General features: G+C 67.2%; 14 protein-coding genes. 8 read left to right on the top strand and 6 right to left on the bottom strand.

Translation table 11 applies throughout. The annotated features are described in order from the left end of the window. Positions 1-251: 251 nt before the first annotated feature. Positions 252-1,427 (top strand): type VII secretion-associated serine protease mycosin, encoded by a 1,176-nt coding sequence (gene mycP, locus ABD231_RS19200; RefSeq protein ID WP_344153405.1) that lies wholly within the window; start codon positions 252-254, stop codon positions 1,425-1,427. 50 nt (positions 1,428-1,477) lie between these two features. Here mycP and ABD231_RS19195 read toward each other — a convergent pair whose 3' ends face one another. Together ABD231_RS19195 and ABD231_RS19190 are read right to left on the bottom strand one after the other, a co-directional pair. Further along, positions 1,478-1,783 (bottom strand): hypothetical protein, encoded by a 306-nt coding sequence (locus tag ABD231_RS19195; protein ID WP_344153402.1) that lies wholly within the window; start codon positions 1,781-1,783, stop codon positions 1,478-1,480. Positions 1,784-1,832: 49 nt separating this feature from the next. Continuing rightward, positions 1,833-2,147 carry a hypothetical protein gene (locus ABD231_RS19190; RefSeq protein WP_344153399.1) on the bottom strand — a complete coding sequence of 105 codons (315 nt, stop codon included), beginning with the start codon at positions 2,145-2,147 and terminating at the stop codon, positions 1,833-1,835. A 153-nt stretch (positions 2,148-2,300) separates the two neighbouring features. On the opposite strand from ABD231_RS19190, the gene eccCa reads away from it, so the two are divergent. The 3 genes from eccCa to ABD231_RS19175 are packed head-to-tail and all read left to right on the top strand — an operon-like array spanning position 2,301 to position 8,123. After that, entirely contained in the window at positions 2,301-6,257 is a 3,957-nt protein-coding gene (eccCa, locus tag ABD231_RS19185) for a type VII secretion protein EccCa (RefSeq protein WP_344153396.1), read from the top strand. 43 nt (positions 6,258-6,300) lie between these two features. Beyond that, on the top strand, positions 6,301-6,639 hold the full coding sequence (locus tag ABD231_RS19180; RefSeq protein WP_344153393.1) for a hypothetical protein: 339 nt from the start codon (positions 6,301-6,303) through the stop codon (positions 6,637-6,639). After that, positions 6,636-8,123, top strand: a complete 1,488-nt coding sequence (locus tag ABD231_RS19175) for a hypothetical protein (protein ID WP_344153390.1) — start codon at positions 6,636-6,638, stop codon at positions 8,121-8,123. Before ABD231_RS19180 ends, ABD231_RS19175 begins: the two co-directional genes overlap by 4 nt. Positions 8,124-8,203: 80 nt before the next feature. Here ABD231_RS19175 and eccB read toward each other — a convergent pair whose 3' ends face one another. After that, a complete protein-coding gene (gene eccB / locus ABD231_RS19170) occupies positions 8,204-9,628 on the bottom strand; it encodes a type VII secretion protein EccB (RefSeq protein ID WP_344153388.1) in 1,425 nt (474 codons plus the stop codon). Between the two features lies 1 nt (position 9,629). After that, a complete protein-coding gene (eccD, locus tag ABD231_RS19165) occupies positions 9,630-10,994 on the bottom strand; it encodes a type VII secretion integral membrane protein EccD (protein ID WP_344153385.1) in 1,365 nt (454 codons plus the stop codon). A gap of 156 nt (positions 10,995-11,150) precedes the next feature. On the opposite strand from eccD, the gene ABD231_RS19160 reads away from it, so the two are divergent. From ABD231_RS19160 to ABD231_RS19145, 4 genes are all read left to right on the top strand, one after another. Further along, positions 11,151-11,771, top strand: a complete 621-nt coding sequence (locus ABD231_RS19160) for a hypothetical protein (RefSeq protein ID WP_344153382.1) — start codon at positions 11,151-11,153, stop codon at positions 11,769-11,771. After that, a complete protein-coding gene (locus ABD231_RS19155; RefSeq protein WP_344153379.1) occupies positions 11,768-12,355 on the top strand; it encodes a hypothetical protein in 588 nt (195 codons plus the stop codon). Before ABD231_RS19160 ends, ABD231_RS19155 begins: the two co-directional genes overlap by 4 nt. Positions 12,356-12,376: 21 nt before the next feature. Further along, positions 12,377-13,696: a protein kinase domain-containing protein gene (locus ABD231_RS19150; RefSeq protein WP_344153376.1), complete on the top strand. Its 1,320-nt coding sequence runs from the start codon at positions 12,377-12,379 to the stop codon at positions 13,694-13,696. A gap of 64 nt (positions 13,697-13,760) precedes the next feature. Then, positions 13,761-15,989 (top strand): fibronectin type III domain-containing protein, encoded by a 2,229-nt coding sequence (locus ABD231_RS19145; protein ID WP_344153373.1) that lies wholly within the window; start codon positions 13,761-13,763, stop codon positions 15,987-15,989. Here ABD231_RS19145 and ABD231_RS19140 read toward each other — a convergent pair. Together ABD231_RS19140 and ABD231_RS19135 are read right to left on the bottom strand one after the other, a co-directional pair. Beyond that, positions 15,986-16,426, bottom strand: coding sequence for an SRPBCC family protein (locus ABD231_RS19140; RefSeq protein WP_344153370.1), 441 nt, complete (start codon positions 16,424-16,426; stop codon positions 15,986-15,988). The two genes, ABD231_RS19145 and ABD231_RS19140, sit on opposite strands and share 4 nt — an antisense overlap. A 29-nt stretch (positions 16,427-16,455) precedes the next feature. Then, positions 16,456-17,268, bottom strand: coding sequence for an SAM-dependent methyltransferase (locus ABD231_RS19135; RefSeq protein WP_344153367.1), 813 nt, complete (start codon positions 17,266-17,268; stop codon positions 16,456-16,458). Positions 17,269-17,289: the final 21 nt, after the last annotated feature.

Here is a 17,289-nt window from a genome sequence, read left to right as displayed (position 1 = left end):
CGGCTCGGGCCTTGACCTCTTCCGGCCAGGCCCGGCCTCCGGCGTATCGGACCGGAAACCATCGAACCGTGGACGAACCAGAGGAACTGCAACCCGGCCGAACGACAGCATCGACGCCCCGCAAAGGCCTCGGGCCGGCGCGGCGCGGCGCCATCTGCATTGCGGCCGCTTTGACAATCTGGTGCACGCCATCGCTTGCGACCGCGGCGCCTCCGCCAGGAGCGTGTCAGAACCCCGAACCAGGTCGTCCGGTGGTCCGTCCGCTGCCCTGGGCTCAACAGTTGCTCGGCGCCGAGCGCGCCTGGCCGACCAGTACTGGAGCAGGGATCACGGTGGCGGTCATCGACTCCGGTGTCGATGCGGACCATCCGCAGCTCCGCACAGCCGGCAAGGTGCTACCGGGTCGGGACTTCTTCCTTGTCGGGCGCCTCGCCGGCAACTACGACTGTGTCTCCCATGGAACCGAGGTGGCAGGCCTGATCGCCGCTGAGCCGGCTGCCGGGATCGGGTTCCACGGCATCGCGCCAGGTGCACGTATCCTCCCGGTCCGCGTCGCCGACCGGGAGACCGAAGAGAACGGCGGAACCCGCGTCGTCGACCCGACGGTCCTTGCCAACGGCATCATCTATGCCGTGAATCAAGGCGCCTCGGTGATCAACCTTTCGCTGTCCGGACAACGTGATCACCAGGTGGTGCGGAACGCGATCGCCTATGCCGTACGCAAAGACGTGGTGGTCGTGGCCGCGGTCGGCAATCGGCAAACTCCGGAGGGTGGATCGCTGTGCTCCTATCCCGCCGCCTATCCCGGAGTCCTCGGCGTCGGCGCCACCGATATGAGCGGAGCCCGGGTGCACGGCTCGCAGATCGGCTCGTACGTCGATCTGATGGCTCCCGGTGAAGGCGTGTTGTCGTCCACTCGAGTCAGCGGCCATGCCTATGTCTCCGGAACCAGCTTCGCTGCTCCCTTTGTTGCGGCGACCGCAGCACTGGTCCGGTCCGCATGGCCGCGGCTGACAGCTGCCCAGGTAGTCCAGCGTCTGCAGGCCACGGCAACTCCGGCGCGCGGCGGCGTCACCGGCCAGGAGTACGGCGCCGGGATTGTCGATCCCTATCGCGCAGTGACCGAGGACCTGGCGAGCGCGACCGCCAAGGTCCCGAAGGCCACTGAAACCCCGATCGACGCATCTGTTCTCGCACGGCAGCACTGGTGGGGTGACGCCGCGTCCCGAACCCGCCGACTGGCCGGTCTGGCGGTCGCGTCGGCGGCCGCGCTCACATTGCTCGGCGTCGCGCTCAGCGCCGGCCGACGTCGCCGCTGGCTCGCGGCCCGCTCTTCGATCGCCCGCACAGCCGCAGAACACCCAAAGGACCAAGCCGCCGGCGCAGGACTGCCGCTGCCGGAACACCTGTTCGGACGTCAACCGTGAGGAACGCAAAGGTGCCCCGGTCGTCGAGAACGACCGGGGCACCTTACGGATCAGCCCCCTAGCAGCCGGCCGACTTGTCCCGCCGCGAAGGACTTCGTGTTCGCCAGCAAGTCCCCGGTCTGGTTCGCGCGATTGCCGAAGACATCCTGGGTGTCGGCGATGCCGTTGACCCGGTTGCTGTACATCCGGACGCCCTCGGACGAGGTTCGCTGCTGGTTGTCCATCCAGCCGTGGCCACCGAGCTGGTCCATCCGGCTCACATGATTGTCACCCTCTTCCCGCTTGCCCTGAGCCGAGGTGCGCTGGATCGTCCCGTAGTTGTAAACGCCTTCGATATTCCCGGAGAGCAGAGTCATCTCATGTCCTTTCCGTTGTCTGGTAGGTCCTGGTCAGCGGCACCGCTGATCAGGCCGTCATCGGCGAGACCGCCAGCACGCCACTCGCTTCGTCGACCGTCGCGTCGTACCGCTGACCGATGATCTTGTGCACCTCGCCCTGCAGGCGCGCGTGCACCACGTTGCGGCCGTCGATCTGCCCGATCCCTTCGCTGCTGTTGACCAAGGCCTGGTAGGGATTGCCCCTCAGGTCCTGCTCGGCCGCAACCATTGCGTTCGTGTCCTGGCGGATGCGCGCCTCCATCGTGTCGGCGTGCAGGTCGGACTGCGCACCGAACGCGAAGATCTCCGCACCGAAACCCTCGAGGTCTCCTGGTGTGTACATCCACGAACTCCCTTCTCTCATTGGTTCTCCAGAGGTTCAACGCTAGGAGCCGAGCACCCATCGAACAGCGGCAGCGGCACTTTCCTGCCAACTGCTGCGGGCCGCTGCACGCCGCAGGCACGATCGACCTGGACACCCAGGAAGGTGGTCGACATGTCGACGATGGTGGTACGCCGGCCGGATCGCCGGCCAGGTCCGGAGTTGCCCGCCGGTGAGTTGTTGCTCTCGGCACCGCCAGAAGTTCCGGAGCCTGGCGGGCGCAACTGGTCCCAGCTGGTGATCATGCTGCCGATGGTGGCGATGATGGGCGCGATGCTGCTGATGTTTTCGGGCAGCATCTCGGGCGGGCTTCGCTACGCCATCTACGGCCTGTTCGGATTCGCGATCGTCGGCATGATCGTCGGCGGGCTGATGTTCCGTTCGGGAGGCGGCAAAGCGGAGATGGGCTATGCACGCCGCTACTACCTGCGTGAGCTCGCCCAGCAGCGGACCCGGTTGACCCGGTCGGTCACCAAGCAGCGTGAGGCGTTGCAGTACGTCCATCCCGCGCCGGACAGTCTGTGGGCGATCGCGGTGAGCCACCGGCTCTGGGAGCGCCGGCGAGACGACGAGGACTTCGGCGTCGTGCGCGTAGGAATCGGCCCGCAGCCTCCGGCCATCTCGGTGGTGCCACCGGACACCCAGCCACTGGAACGGCTGGATCCCCTGTCTGCACTGGCGTTACGACGCTTCGTCTCCACCCATGCCGCCGTACCGGATCTTCCGCTGGCCATCGCTGTCAACGGATTCGCACGGATCCATGTCGTCGGCGACGGCGATCGGGCAGGCGCCCTGGTACGAGCCATGCTGGCACAACTCGCCGTACTGCACGCGCCCGACAATCTCCGGATCGCCGTCGTCACAGGAGAACCCCGGCAGGCCGACTGGGACTGGGCCAAGTGGCTTCCGCACGCCTTGCACCCGGACCGGACCGACGCCGTCGGCCCGGTCCGGCTGATCGCGCCATCGGTCGCGGCGATCGAGGCCATGCTCGACGATCAGCTGATCGGCAGGCCACGGTTCGACCCGGAGGCCGGCGATGCCGGATCCACGACCCACCTCGTGGTCGTGCTGACCGGTGGCGGGACCGACGGATCGGATCATCTGCTGGCAGATCGCGGTCTTGAAGGCGTGACTGTGATCGATCTGGTATCGGTGCCGCCACGCTCCTTGGATGCCAGCGCCGTGGTCCTCCATGTCGACGCCGACGGCCGATTGGTCAGTGAGACCATAGATGGCCCGGCCCGCCTCGGCAGTGCTGATTCCCTGTCCTTACAGGCCGCAGAGGGACTGGCGCGGCAGCTTGCACCGCTGAGATTGACGGTCGGCGCCCAGAGCGAACATCCCCTCAGTGCGGACCTTGGCCTGGGAGAACTGCTCGAACTCGGCGATCCGTACGACTTCGACCCGGCCGCGACGTGGGTTCAGCGCCCGAGTCGCGACCGGCTACGGGTCCGGTTCGGACTGCGGGCAGACGGTCTTCCGATCGAGCTGGATCTGAAGGAGTCGGCCCAGGAAGGCATGGGACCGCATGGCTTGCTGATCGGCGCCACCGGGTCGGGCAAGAGTGAGCTGCTGCGAACCCTGGTCCTTGCACTGGCGATCACCCATCCGCCACGGTCACTCAACTTCGCCCTGATCGACTACAAGGGTGGCGCAACGTTCGCGACCTTGGAGAAGCTGCCGCACACCAGTGCGGTGATCACCAACCTGGCCGACGAACTCCATTTGGTCGACCGGATGACCGACGCCATCAACGGCGAGCTGATCCGCCGGCAGGAGCTGCTTCGGGCCGCAGGCAACTTCGCCTCGTTGCGCGACTACGAGAAGGCGCGGATGGCCGGCGCACCGTTGCCCGAGGTTCCGACCCTGCTGGTCATCTGCGACGAATTCAGCGAGTTGCTCAGTGACCGGCCGGACTTCATCGACATGTTCGTCCAGATCGGCCGGGTCGGTCGCTCACTCGGTGTCCACCTGCTGCTCGCGAGCCAGCGACTCGACGAGGGCAGGCTCCGTGGTCTCGAGGCGCATCTCTCCTTCCGGATCGGCCTCCGGACCTTCTCCGACATGGACAGCAGGACCGCGCTCGGGGTGAACGACGCGTTCCTGCTGCCGCGCGCACCCGGCCACGGCTTCCTTCGGGTCGGAACCGAGCAGATGGACCGGTTCCGATCCGCGTATGTATCCGGCGTCCACCGCCGCCCGGTTGCCGGCGCACTGCCGGTCGCGCCGGACAGCTCGCTGGTACTTCACGAGTACACCGGGGGCTATGTCGCGCCGGCGATCGAACTGGAGGAGGAAGAGGATCCGATCTCGGAAGCCTTCGACGAGAGCATCGGAGAGACCTTGCTCGACATTCTTGTCGACAGGATGACTGGCCTGGGCGATCCCGCGCATCAGATCTGGCTTCCTCCGCTCGGTGAGTCCCCGGCACTCGACCAGGTGCTCGGCGCACTGCAGATCGATCCCGAGCGCGGACTGACTTCGGCTGATGCGCAACATCATGGCAAGTTGGTCGCGATCGCCGGGGTGGTCGACCGGCCGCTGGAGCAGCGGCGGGATGCCTTGCGGCTCGACCTCACCGGCGGCGGTGGACACGTTGCCGTCGTCGGCGCACCACACAGCGGCAAGAGCACTGCGCTCGCGTCGATGATCCTCTCGCTTGCCCTCACCCACACCCCGGCCGAGGTCCAGTTCTACTGCCTCGACTTCGGCGGTGGTGTGCTGAGCGGCCTCCGCGATCTTCCGCACGTCGGCGGAGTTGCCGGCCGTCAGGACACCAACGCGGTCCGGCGCACGATCTCCGAGGTGCTGAACATCGTCGCGCTCCGCGAACGCGACTTCGCCGAGCTGGGCGTCGACGGCATGGAGTCCTATCGCGAGCGTCGCCGGGCGGGCACCGTGCCCAGCTCGCCGTTCGGCGACGTCTTCCTGGTCGTCGACGGCTGGCTCACCCTGCGCAACGACTTCGAGGACATCGAACCGATGCTCTCCGACATCGCTGCCCGTGGTCTCGCGTACGGCGTTCACCTGATCGCCAGCGCGTCGCGGTGGTTCGATCTGCGGACCAACATCCGTGACCTTTGCGGGACCAAACTCGAACTGAAGATCGGCGACCCGATCGACTCGTTCCTCGATCGGCGGACGGCGGTGCTCGTCCCGGCCGACTCTCCCGGACGAGGCATCCTGGCGAGCCGGCATCAGTTCCTCACCGCAAAACCGCTGCGTGCGGATGCGTCCGCGGAGCGGGTGGCCGACGGACTCGGTCAACTGGTCGAACAGGTCGCCAGTGCGTGGACCGGCGAAGCGGCACCCCGCGTGCTTCTCCTCCCAGGAGAGGTTCCGTACGAGCAGCTGAACGGCGAGAGCGACCCGGAGCGGGGTCTCGCCATCGGCGTCATCGAGCGGGATCTGTCTCCCGTCCGGCTGGACTTCGCGGCCGACCCGACGTTCATCCTCCTCGGCGACACCGCGGCTGGAAAGAGCGCGTTCCTCCGCACACTGGCCGGGCGGGTTCAAGAGGCATACACACCTGACCAGGCGCGGCTGCTCGTCATCGACCACCGTCGCAGCTTGCTCGGCGCGGCCGAGGGTGACCATCTCCTGGGGTACGGCACGAATCACCCAACGACTGCAGCACTGGTCAACGATGTGTGCGAAGCACTCGCCGAGCGACTCCCCGGGCAGGACGTGACGGCCGCACAGCTGCGGGATCGGTCCTGGTGGCAGGGACCGGAACTGTTCGTCCTCGTTGACGACTACGACCTCGTTGCAACGACGGAGGCGCATCCGCTGATGCCGCTGCTGCCGTTCATTCCCCAGGCAGGTGACATCGGCTTGCGCCTCGTGATCGCTCGCCGGACCGGCGGCGCCGGACGCGGCTTCTTCGAGCCGGTACTTGCTCGGCTGCGCGACGTGGCGTCGCCCGGCATCTTGATGTCCGGGAGCCGCGAGGAAGGCCCGCTGCTGGGCGGTCTGCGACCTCTGCAGCTTCCGCCTGGTCGCGGCCGCCTGGTGACTCGGCAGGGCGCTGCCCAGCTCATCCAGCTGACTCTGCCGCCACGCTCCTGATGCCGACCGGCCCAGGAAGAGAACTCGAGAAGGGAAGGAATCGATGGCAGATATCGACATGGACGACATCGCACAGTTCGATGCGACCGCCAAAGCAGTCGGTCCGCAGGGCACCGAACTCTCGGACGCCGGCAAAGCTCTGATGACTCCGACGGAGCCGCAACTCGGCGCCCTGAACGGAGCCACGGCGCTCGGCATCGCGCTGTTCGACGCCCGCCAGACGGCGGGAACCGAGATGAGCACAGCGGGAGATGGCATAGCCCTCGGCTACGCCAATGTCCTGGATCGTTTGTTCCAGACTTACACGCAGACCCATGAGGTCAGCACTCACTTGCTCGGTTCTGCGCTGAACGCCGCCAACAAAGCAACCGGAGGCCAATGATGGTCGAGGCCAACAGCTATGCACGGTCCGCCGAGATCAACACGAGCTCTCCAGCGCAGATGGTCTTCGTTGCGCAAGGGTTCGTCGATGTACTTACTGGCGAGGTGACCAAGACTGTCCCCGCAGTGCGGACCGACCTCACGCTCTGGACAGACGCCGCGACGGTCCTCGACCGGGTCGGCTCGAACTTCTGGGGCTCGACGATGACGCTGATGGGCCCCTGGGCCAAGCAGGCCGAATCCGCGGTCTACCGAACCGCCGCCGAACGTAGCACGAAATCGCTCCACGACAGTGCGGACGCGATCACCGGATCGCGAGCCGGCGGACCTTCCCAGGCCGGCGGCAATCTCGACAGTGCGTTCGGCGTCATAGAGGGCAATATCAACACTGTAAAGACCTCAGCCACCCAAGTGCTTCAGGACGCGAAGAATCACCAAATGGCGATGGATAACGGACCGGTCCTGGCAGACGTTACGGCAGTCGAGAACCAGCTGCGTGCGAATCTGGTACGCGTGGGTGAGCAGATGGATCAGCTCGCGCTGCAGTACGTGGCTTTCGGAGACCAGGTGAAGGCCGTGGGTAGCAGCGTCCGGTGGCAAGGACCGCACAGCGATGTCAGTGGCGGCGCACCTCCGGGCTCGCCCGGGGCGCCGAGCAATTCTCCCGGAGGACCAGCCGGTGCCCCTACGGGCGAGGCGCCTGCCGGCGGAGAGACTCCTGGCGGGGAGGACGCGGGCGGTGCACCAGGCGAGGCACCCGGTGAAGCTGGAGGCGGTCCTGAGGGTTCCGCGCCGGGCGGTGACGACACCGGGCTGGCGGGAACGCCGACACTTCCGGCACCGCCGCCGGTCACCCCGCTGCGCCCGCTCCCTCCGCTCGACCTCACTCCGGTACCTCCATTGACGCCGTTGGCTCCGATCGGATCGGTCGGAGGCAGTTCGGGGACGTCGGCCGGAGGCGGTCGAGGTGGCGGAGTCGGAGGCGGCGGTCTGGGCGGACTCGGTGGTTCGAAGGCCGGCCCGCTCAAGCCTCTGGACGGCCTGGGCCAGCAGCAGATTCCGTCTGTAGCAAAGACAACTGGGACGGAGGGAGCTCCTTCGGCCGGGCGGGCACCGACAATGCCTGGTGGCCTGACGACCGGGGGGACGAGTGGCGCCACCGGCGGTGGAGGTATGCCGCCGCCCATGATGCCGCCGATGGCGGGCGGCGCAGGCGGTGGAGGAAAGGCCGGTAAGCCCGGTACGGGCGCTGTCCGTCCGAACGGCCGTGAACGGTCGCGCGCGACCGGTCCGACTCCCGGCGTCCCTGACCGGCTTCGCGGTAAGGCGCGCAACAAGGGCGCGTTCCCAGTGGCCGTGACGCGGAGCAGCGGTCGCCGGGATACTGACCCGGTAGACGGCTTGCAGATCCTCGACGAGGAGCTGTGGACTGTCGAACCGACCGGAACCACGGCAGAGCAACCCAAGCCCCGCCCCGGCGTGTGATCGGCAGCACCATCGACAGAGGTCCCCGGCCCTTGAATGGGCCGGGGACCTCGTCATCGTGCGGCGAACCGACGAATCGATCATGGGGAGGGGTTGACGGCCCGGCTCGGATCGAGGGCCGAACCCTGCGGGATGCGGGCGACGAGAGAGCTCGGATAGCGCGGCACCGTGGCGGCTTCGTAGCCGAAGAGTTTGAGGAGATCGGCGTCGGCGACGGGATAGGCGCGGCCCATGTCGGTGACGACCATGACGGTGCCGGCCGGGGCCTGGCGAGAGGGCATCGCCTCGACGACCGCAGCTTTGCCCGAAGGCACGATGACGCGGTCGGCGAGAAGAGTTCCTGCGGGGCCTCGTTTGGGGGTGACCATGGCAGGGTCACGTGGCGGGAGGGTGGCGTTGACGAGAATGGTGGGGACGGTGGCGCCGGGCCGGTAGGCGGCGCAGACCGTGCTCTCGTCGGCTGGACGAGTGAAGGTCGGGCGGGTTGCGGGGAGACGGCCGTCGGCGCCGGCGGGCACGGAGTCGGGGGGTGTTTGGACGCGGCCCAGGGAGGTCGGGTCGAGTTCGAGGGGGCGCGGGGCTTTGCCCGCGTAGGCCTTTTTCAGGGGACCGTAGGTGAGCTGGATGGAGTATTGAAGATCGGTGAGCAGCAGTAGGCGGTCGCGATCCGCCAGGTAGTACTGACGTGCGCCCGCGCTGCCGACTATGAAGAGTTCGCCGATCTTGGTTTTCCGGTTCGGGATTGCGGTGGACGGCGCGCCGATGCCGGCGATCCTGAGGGGAGTCACGGGCTGGCCTTCGGGGAGGCCGTTGACGAAAGCCTGACCGACTCGCGCCCAGCCTTCGCCACCCAGGGCAAGACCGGCCTGCAGCGCGACTGCTTTGTCGAGCTTGTAGCGGTAGCCGTCGTTGATCATGTACTGGTCGCGGGTGCCGATCACGGTGACGAGGAGTGCGGTCGACCCGAGCGGCTGTGCGGATGCCGGTTGCGAACCGACCAGGAGGACGGATTCACTGGTTTGTTCCCCTGTTGGGTCGAGCATCGGCTGCGAGCACAAGGTCCAGGCGCCGGGAAGTAGCTGCTTGGCGGGCGGCAGGGCGTCAGGCGCATCGACGATGCCGATCCGTGGTCCTCGAGGGGCATCGCGGAGCGAGCGTTGGGATACCCGGCGGCTTTCGACCTTCTTGCCCAAAGCAAGTAATGCGGACGCGTAGTTGGCGACAGGATGGAGCCGGCCGCTCAGGTAGACATAGCGGGTACCGGTCTCCTTCTCGATGATCACGGCGTCGCCGGCCTGCCAGGCTTTGTTGCCGCCCGGTACGACCAGGCCGTACACGAAGACGACCGCGAGCGCGATGATCGCGATGACGGTGCTACCGATCGCGGCCAGGAAGGGGCGGCGGAAGGGTGGTTGTTCGGGATCGGTTTCCCGGGTCACCAGTGCGGACACCATTCGTTGGCCGAGGAACTGGTGGGACTGCAGTTGATCCTTACGCGTGGCCATCTCAGCCGCCCCATCCGCGGAGCCGGCCGTAGAGGCCGAGTACTCCACACACAATCGGTATCAAGGTCAACATCACCAGCAGGTCGAGGATCTCCGCCGCTCTGCTGAAGTAGGGGCTCGGTGGTCGCTCGCTGTAGTGCAGACCGATCACGATCGATCCCCCGGCCAGCGCGACGCCGACCGGTACGACGAAGTCGAGCTGGATCACGCCGATGATCAGCGCAGCGACCCCGACAGCACCCGCAGCCAGCCAGGTCAGACGTTGCCTGACAATCGGATACAGCCGGGCTCGGATCAGGCAGAGCGCAGTGAGCAGAGCGGTCAGAATCGTGGCGGACCGGCCGTCCTCGCGTACCACGAGTACGAGGCACACGCTGACGGCGAATGCCGTGGCCATCAGCATTCCGGTCAGTAGGTCGTCGGCCCGGACAACCGCGCCGTACACGTGGGCACGCGGCGGCTGCGGGTCGTCGCGGACGAGGTCGGCTGTGGTGCGCGGGAGGATCGGCATCGGGACCCGGCCGAGCCGGATCGCGAGGGGGCCGAACATCGGCGAGACCGCGATCAGCGCGGACGCACAGATCGCGGCGACATCGGCTCCGTTCAGGGCATCCGACGTACCGGTCCAGCCGCTCAGAATACCTACCAGGCCGGTAGCGAGGCCGGTGACGAACAGTGCTGCTCCGTCTACGACACCTACCAGGCAGATGGCTGCGACCAGGAACAGTGCCGCGGACCCGGCGAGTACTTGGGGTGCCCCGAGGGCGGGCCAGCGCCCGTCGCCGCCGAACAGCAAAGCCCCACCGAGGAACGCAGCCGGCAGCGAGAGGCCACCCGTCACGACACCTGCGCCGGAGTCGCCGACCGCTCGGGCGAGCACGACGCCTGTTGCTGCCAGCAACAATGCGAACAGCAACAGTCTGCCACCCGGACCGGACCACGGAGCGCCCTCGCGAAGAAAGGTGAAGCCGAGGACACTGATCGCCAGCGCGGCGACACCGAGGCCTGCCATTCGAGTGTGCGCCGGTGCCCAGGCCGCTCCCAGCCGACGGGATCCACCGGCGATCGCGTCCACGAGGTCGTCGTACTCGAGCTCCGGCCAATCCGTACGCCGAGGGACCAGATACAGGATCTCGCCGTCCCGGACGCGGTGCGAGCCGACTGTCCGACCCAGGCTCAGCTCGGCGCCATCCGCCCGGCGCAGTACCCAGCCTCCTTCGGCGACGCCCTCGTCGGCGAGTTGCTCGCCGGCCCGGACCAACAGGCCGGGCAGGACTTCGGCGACGGAGGCCTGCTCCGGTAGCGCCAGGTCGAGCCGACGTCCTGGCGCATCAATCGTCACCCGGACCAGTCCGGTGATATTCATCGGCGTTCTCCCAATCCTCGCGCCGTTCTCTGCACTGGACTCAGTCTTGGTGCGGCCGTCGGCGGCGCGTTCGCTGCGGCAGGTTCATGCCGCACCGAGCATCGGGGAGAGATCGGTTCCTACGGTGTGGAGGACGAGACGACGAGGAGGTCAGCCGTGCCGCACGAAGCTCTGATCCTGCCGATCGGGCATGATCTCGGTGCCCGATCGGCAGCGCCCGACGTTCGGCTGCAGCAGGTCCGGGTGGGTGCGGAGTTGATGGAGCTGACAAGCTCCGAGTACGTCGTCTGGTTACTGGCCCACAGTGTGGACGAGGATGCCCCGCTGACACAGCGATCACTGGCGGAGGCGGGAGAACGCTTCGGGATCGGCCGCGCCGAAACCAGCGCGACGATCGAGCGCTTCGTCGGTGACGGCCTGCTGGCCGAGGTCGTGCCTGGCGAAGAATCCGCGCTCTCGTTCGCACGCCGCCATCGACTGACTCCGCTGTTGTTCGGGCTCGGACCGGACCCCGACAACGTCGGGATGCTCCTGATCGGCTTGCTCGGTCAGCCGCTGGCGCAAGTGTCGACGCCGCTGTACGACCTGTGGACCTGGGCACATCTCAGCCCAGAGCTGTGGCAGGCCTGCGAAGTCGCGGCGGAAGTCGCCCGACAGCAGGGGGTCACGGATCCCGAGGAGCTCGATCCCGAGCTCGTCCTCGGCGGTGTGCTCGGCTCGTTGCACGGTCTGTTGCGGGTTCGTGCGGCGTACCTGGATCGGGGGACGGCCGGATGACCACAGTGATCTTTCCTGTCGGCCACTACACCGGCGCCCTGCCTTCGGCCATCGGTGCACCGAACCACGTCGTCCGCGTCGGCATGAAGCAGCACCGCCTGACCGATGCCGAGTTCGGGGTCTGGATGCTGGCCCATGGCGCTGCCGAGGCGAGGACCGTTCCCTGGACCAGGCGACAGATGGCCGCCGAGGCGAGTCGGCTGGCCGTCGACATCTCACCGGACCTGCTGGACGGTCTCGAGGACCGCGGACTGGTGTTCTCCATCGATCCCGCAGATCCGGGAGTCGCGGACATCGCGCGGTGCTATCGCCTCGAAGCGTTGATGATCGGCCTCGGCGACACTGTGGAACATCCCGGGCACCACCGGATCGGCGTTCCCGAGGCCGGAGTGGTCGCCGTACTCGATCCTGACAGTTATGAACTGTGGCAGTGGGCGGCTACGACGCCGAGCCTTTGGGCGTATTGCCAGCTCCGGTCAACAGTCGCCTCGAACGAGGATCCACATGGCGCGGCCGATCGGGTGTTCCAGGATCTGCGGACGCTGATCCAGCACGGGTGCGGTTATCTCGACGTGGTGCGCTGACGGGGTGCGAGGATGACACTGATGGCTGAGATTGCTCCCGACTCGCTGATTCCGCGGGCCACCGGGCCGGTGGCGCGGATCTTTTTGATGCCGCCTCGGGACAGTGGGCCGCCGACGATTGTGAAGGTTTATCCGCGGGGGCTGGATCGGCGGACTTTCAATGCGGTGGAGGTTGAGCAGGCGAAGCTGGCTGGGTTGCGGGTGGCTGGGTCGGTTCTGCTGGCTGATGGGGTTGAGGAGCTGGCGGATGGGCGGACCGGGGTGCGGATGGAGTTTTGTCCGCAGTCTTTGGTGGAGCTGGCTGGTGGGCGGGGGTTGCCGATCGGGGATGTGGTGGTGCTGGGGCAGATCTTGGGGTCTGTGCTGGCGGAGGCTCATGAGGGTGGGCTGGTGCATGGCGGGGTGACGCCTAGCAATGTGCTGGAGCGGCCGAATGGGCAGCCGGTGTTGGCGGACTTCGGGATGGCTTTGCGGTTGCGGTTTCCGCGGGATCTGACGGGAGCGGCGGCGTACACGGCTCCGGAGGTTTTGCGGGATGGCGAGCTGTCCGAAGAGGCTGACGTTTATGGGCTCGGGGCGGTGCTGTACCTCGCGCTGACTGGGCAGTCGCCGTTTCCGACGCGGCCGGGTGAGACGCCGGATGACGTCGTACTGCGGGTGTTGCGGGAGCCGGCGCCGGAGGTGTCGGGGCAGGATGTGCCGCCGGCGCTGACGGCGTTGGTACGGCGGATGCTGGCGAAGGATGCGGGGACGCGGCCGGATGCGGCGGCGGTGACGCGGGAGTTCGAGACTTTGTTGCGCGGTACGACGGATGCCGCGGACGAACTGGATTTCGACGACTTCCGGGACGAGTTGGCGGCTGGGCGAAGTGTGCCGGTGGCAACGGCTTCGGTGAGTCGGGTGCAACGCCAGTGGAAGTTGCCGCGCAAGGAGGTGTTGTTCGGGATCGTCGCGGCGATTGCGTTGGTGGTGCTCGTGCCGATGTTGCTGCGACCGGGCAACGAAACTCCGGTGATGCAGCAACCACCTGCACCGGTGGCGCCACCGGCCTCGCAGGCGCCGCCGGCGAGCGAGACGCCGCTGATCCAGCTGGAACCGCCGCAGGACAAGGGCACTACCGTCGTACTGAAGTGGTCGTTCTCGAAGCCGTTGACGTACGCCGTCTTCGTGGCGGAACAAGGTGCGAAGGCGCCACGACCGATGTATCGGGGAAGCGGGACCTCGCTGACCGTGCAGGTCAGTCAGGGATTGAAGTACTGCTTCGAGGTCCAGGGCACCGACGGACGTGAGGTCTTCTACAGCACGCCACGCAGCATCCGAGGTGCCACATGCAAGAGCTAGTGGACGCTGTCTGGACCAGTCCTGGACCACCCACGCTTACTCTGTCACGGTGAGGCGACCCTCGATGAAGCTGACCAAATTCTTGCGCCGCGCTGATTCGCCGGAAGGCCGGAAGGGTCGCGCGGGGCTGGCGGCCGTGGTGGCGGGCTGTGTCGCGCTGACGAGCGTGGTCGTGCTGACCGGGGCCGGCGACCCGAACTCGGGGTTCAAGTTCACGCAGTCCGGTCACTGGATCTACAACAGCGCGATCGGACGCGTCTTCCACCTGGACAGTACGACGCACAAGATCGATGCGCAGGTCCCGTTGACCACCGGTACGCCGGGTGCCCAGGTCGTACAGACCGACACCGACGCGTACGTGCTGTCGAAGTCGCGGATCGACAAGTTCGGCAAGTCCGACCTGTCCGTGGCGGAGCCGATCGAGGCGCCGAAGGATCAGGCGATCGGTCTGGAGGCTGCCGGGTCCGTCTTCGCGGTCTACCAGCAAGAAGGCCAGGTGATGCGCCTCGGCAAGCACCCGGCCAAGGCGTTCCTGGGCGGGCGGCTCGGGGATCCGGTGGTGACGTCGGAGGGCACGCTGTGGGTGCACAAGGTCGACGAGGGCGAGCTGTGTCTGCTGCCGTTGACGGCTGACCGGCTGTCCTGCCCGGCCACGGTTCAGAAGGGGCACAAGGGTGCGCTGACCGTGATCGGCAGCAAAGCCGTGTTCGTCGACCTGACCTCTGACCGGGTGACCGACCTGACGCCGGACGGGTTCGGACAACATGTTGACCTGAGCAACGACGTACCGGAGTCGGCGGTGGTTGCAGCGAACGACGTCGACGGGCGGATCGCGGTCCTGGATCGCGACCAGAGTGCCGTGCACCTGATCGGGTTGCCGGACAAGTCCGGGCAGAAGGCGGCCGCGCCGATCATCAGGAAGCTCCGCAAGGGCAACTACGACAAGGTCGCCTCGTCCGGGCACGGCCTGGCGGTGCTCGATCGCAAGGAATCCGACCTGGCCACCGTCGACCGCGACGGCAAGGTCGGCTACACCAAGGTCGAGAGCAACAACGAGAAGGACCCGATCAAGCACGAGCCGAACCTGTTCCGCGGCGACGACTCCAAGGTGTACGTCGAGAGTGGCAAGGGCGACCAGGTGGTCGTCGTCGATCAGGACGGCCGCGCCGAACCGGTGGTGATCGGCACCGACGACGACGGCATCATCCACAAGCCGAAGAAGCCGCCGACATCCCAGCCGCCGAAGAAGCCGGACGAGAAGCCCGATGTGCCCGCGCACACGCAGGATCCACCGGCGAAGAAGGACCCGCCGGCCAAGGAGGACCCGCCGAAGCGCGAGCGGCCCGACGTACCGGAGAAGACGGATCCGCCGCGGAAGACCGAGCCACCGAAGAAGCCGAAGACGCCGACGATCAACGCTGGTGTCCCGGGTGCGGCGAGTGGGGTGAGCGCGAGGTACGGGACCGACGGGCCGACCGTGAACTGGCGAGCGGCCGCGGCGAACGGTGCCCCGATCACGGCGTACGAACTGAGCTGGTCGGGTGGTTCGAAGACGGTCAGCGGTAGCACCCGGTCGACGCTGATCACGGAGCTCGCGGACAAGACCACGGCGTACTACGTGACGATCCGGGCGCGGAACCGGGTGGGCCTGGGACCCGCCGTACGGACGGGTCAGATCAAGAAGACGTACGCCGAGGCCGAGTCGCCGCGCGAGATCGTGGTGAGCAAGGACGGTACGTCGGGACAGCTCACGCTGGCGTGGGACCGGCCGACGATGGGTGACGGGACGTTCGTGCGGTACACCGTCAGCATCGGATCCCCCACCGCCAAGCCCCGGGTGAACTCGACCACCACCGAGGCGACGGTGACCGGGCTGAAGGACGGCACGAAGTACACGTTCTACGTCCGCGCGATCACCAGGGCCCCGAACGGCGACCTGCTGAGCGGCAAGTGGACCAGCCTCACCGGATCTCCGGTGGGCAAGGACGAACGCACCAAGCGAGTCGTCGCGTCGCGTGGTGCCGGCACCGAGTACAAGGACTGCCAGCCGCCGGACTGTGCCTTCATCCAGGTCCGGATCGAGAACCTGCTGCCGAACACCGACTACGAGATCGTCCCGTACGTCGACGGGAAGAAGTTCAACCCCGGCGCGACTCTCGAGACCAGCAGCGAAGGCCACATGCTCGTCGACGACCGCTTCCCGTGCGGCATGGTCGGCAAGCGGGTCTACGTCCTGGTGAAGGGACCCGACGGAACCTACAAGTCCAACACCTTTACCTGGAAGTCCGGTTAGGGCTCGCTCCGCTGTTCGGCGAGGAGTTTGAGGCGGTGGAGGGTCTCGGTGTTACGGGCCGAGAGCAACAAATCCGCCGCCTTGTCCGGGAGTAGCGTGGCCGGGCCGCGGACCGCCTTCTCGGTCATCAGTACGCGGCAGCCGTCCGGGCCTTCGGTGACGCGGAACTCCACATCACCCTCGCCGACCGGCCAGGCGCGGACGCGCAACCGCAGTCGGTGGCCGGCGTCGTACTCGACCGATTCGGTGGTGTCGTTGATCAGGAGCGGCCACGCTCCAACCGAGTGGTGGATGATCCCGCCGGGCTCCGGCCAGGGCGAGTCCACGTCACGCACCCTGGATGCGCCGACCACCCAGGCCGCGTACCGCCATCCGTCCGTCAGGATCGCGAACACGTCCTCAGCCGAAGCCGCCACCAAACACTCGTTCTCGCTCACCCCAACCCGGTACCCAGGCCGACACGGGCTCAGTCTTTGACGGCCAGGGCGGCGGCGATCAGGCGTTGGTAGTCGCCTAGCTCGTCAGGGGGTTGGGGGTTGCGCCAGTGGGCGGCGGGGACCAGGCCTGGGGGTTGGACGGTGAAGCCTTCGCCGAAGAGGGCGAGGATCTCGTCGTCGGTGCGCCAGCGGCCGCGGCCCAGGGAGGCTTGCAGGACCTGCTCGAGTTCCTGGCTGCGGGGGTCGTTCTCGCTGCGGAAGTGGCTGATGAAGACGTGGCTGCCGGGGACGATGCGGTCGCGCCAGAAGCGGACCAGGCCGGCTGGGTCCTCGTCGTCGTTCACGTGGTGCAGGGTGGCGCTGAAGATGACGGCGACCGGCTGGGTGAAGTCGATCAGGCGGTCGGCGACGAGCTGGTCGTAGATGCCCTTCGGCTCACGGAGGTCGGCCTGGATGACGACGGTGCTGGAGTTCTCGGCGAGCAGGGCGCGGCCGTGGGCGAGCACGATCGGGTCGTTGTCGACGTACACGACCTTCGCCTCGGGGTCGAACCGCTGGGCGACCTGGTGCACGTTGTCCGCGCTGGGCAGGCCGCTGCCGAGGTCGATGAACTGCCGGACCGCGGTGGTCGAGACGATCTCCTGGATCGCGCGGATCAGCACGCCGCGGTTGTCCCGCGGGATGTCGAGCGAGCCGGGCAGGTCCTTGATGAACTTGTCCCCGAAGGCGCGGTCGACGGCGAAGTTGTCCTTACCGCCCAGCAGGTAGTCGTACGTGCGGGCAATACTCGGCTTCGTGATGTCGAACCCAGGGAACTTCGCCTGCTCGTCTGCGTCGGCCACCTGCTAACCCTATGCGACAAC

It is taken from the genome of Kribbella yunnanensis (genome assembly GCF_039529655.1).
GTDB classification, from domain to species: Bacteria; Actinomycetota; Actinomycetes; order Propionibacteriales; family Kribbellaceae; genus Kribbella; species Kribbella yunnanensis.
This window is presented reverse-complemented; position numbering and strand designations above follow the sequence as displayed.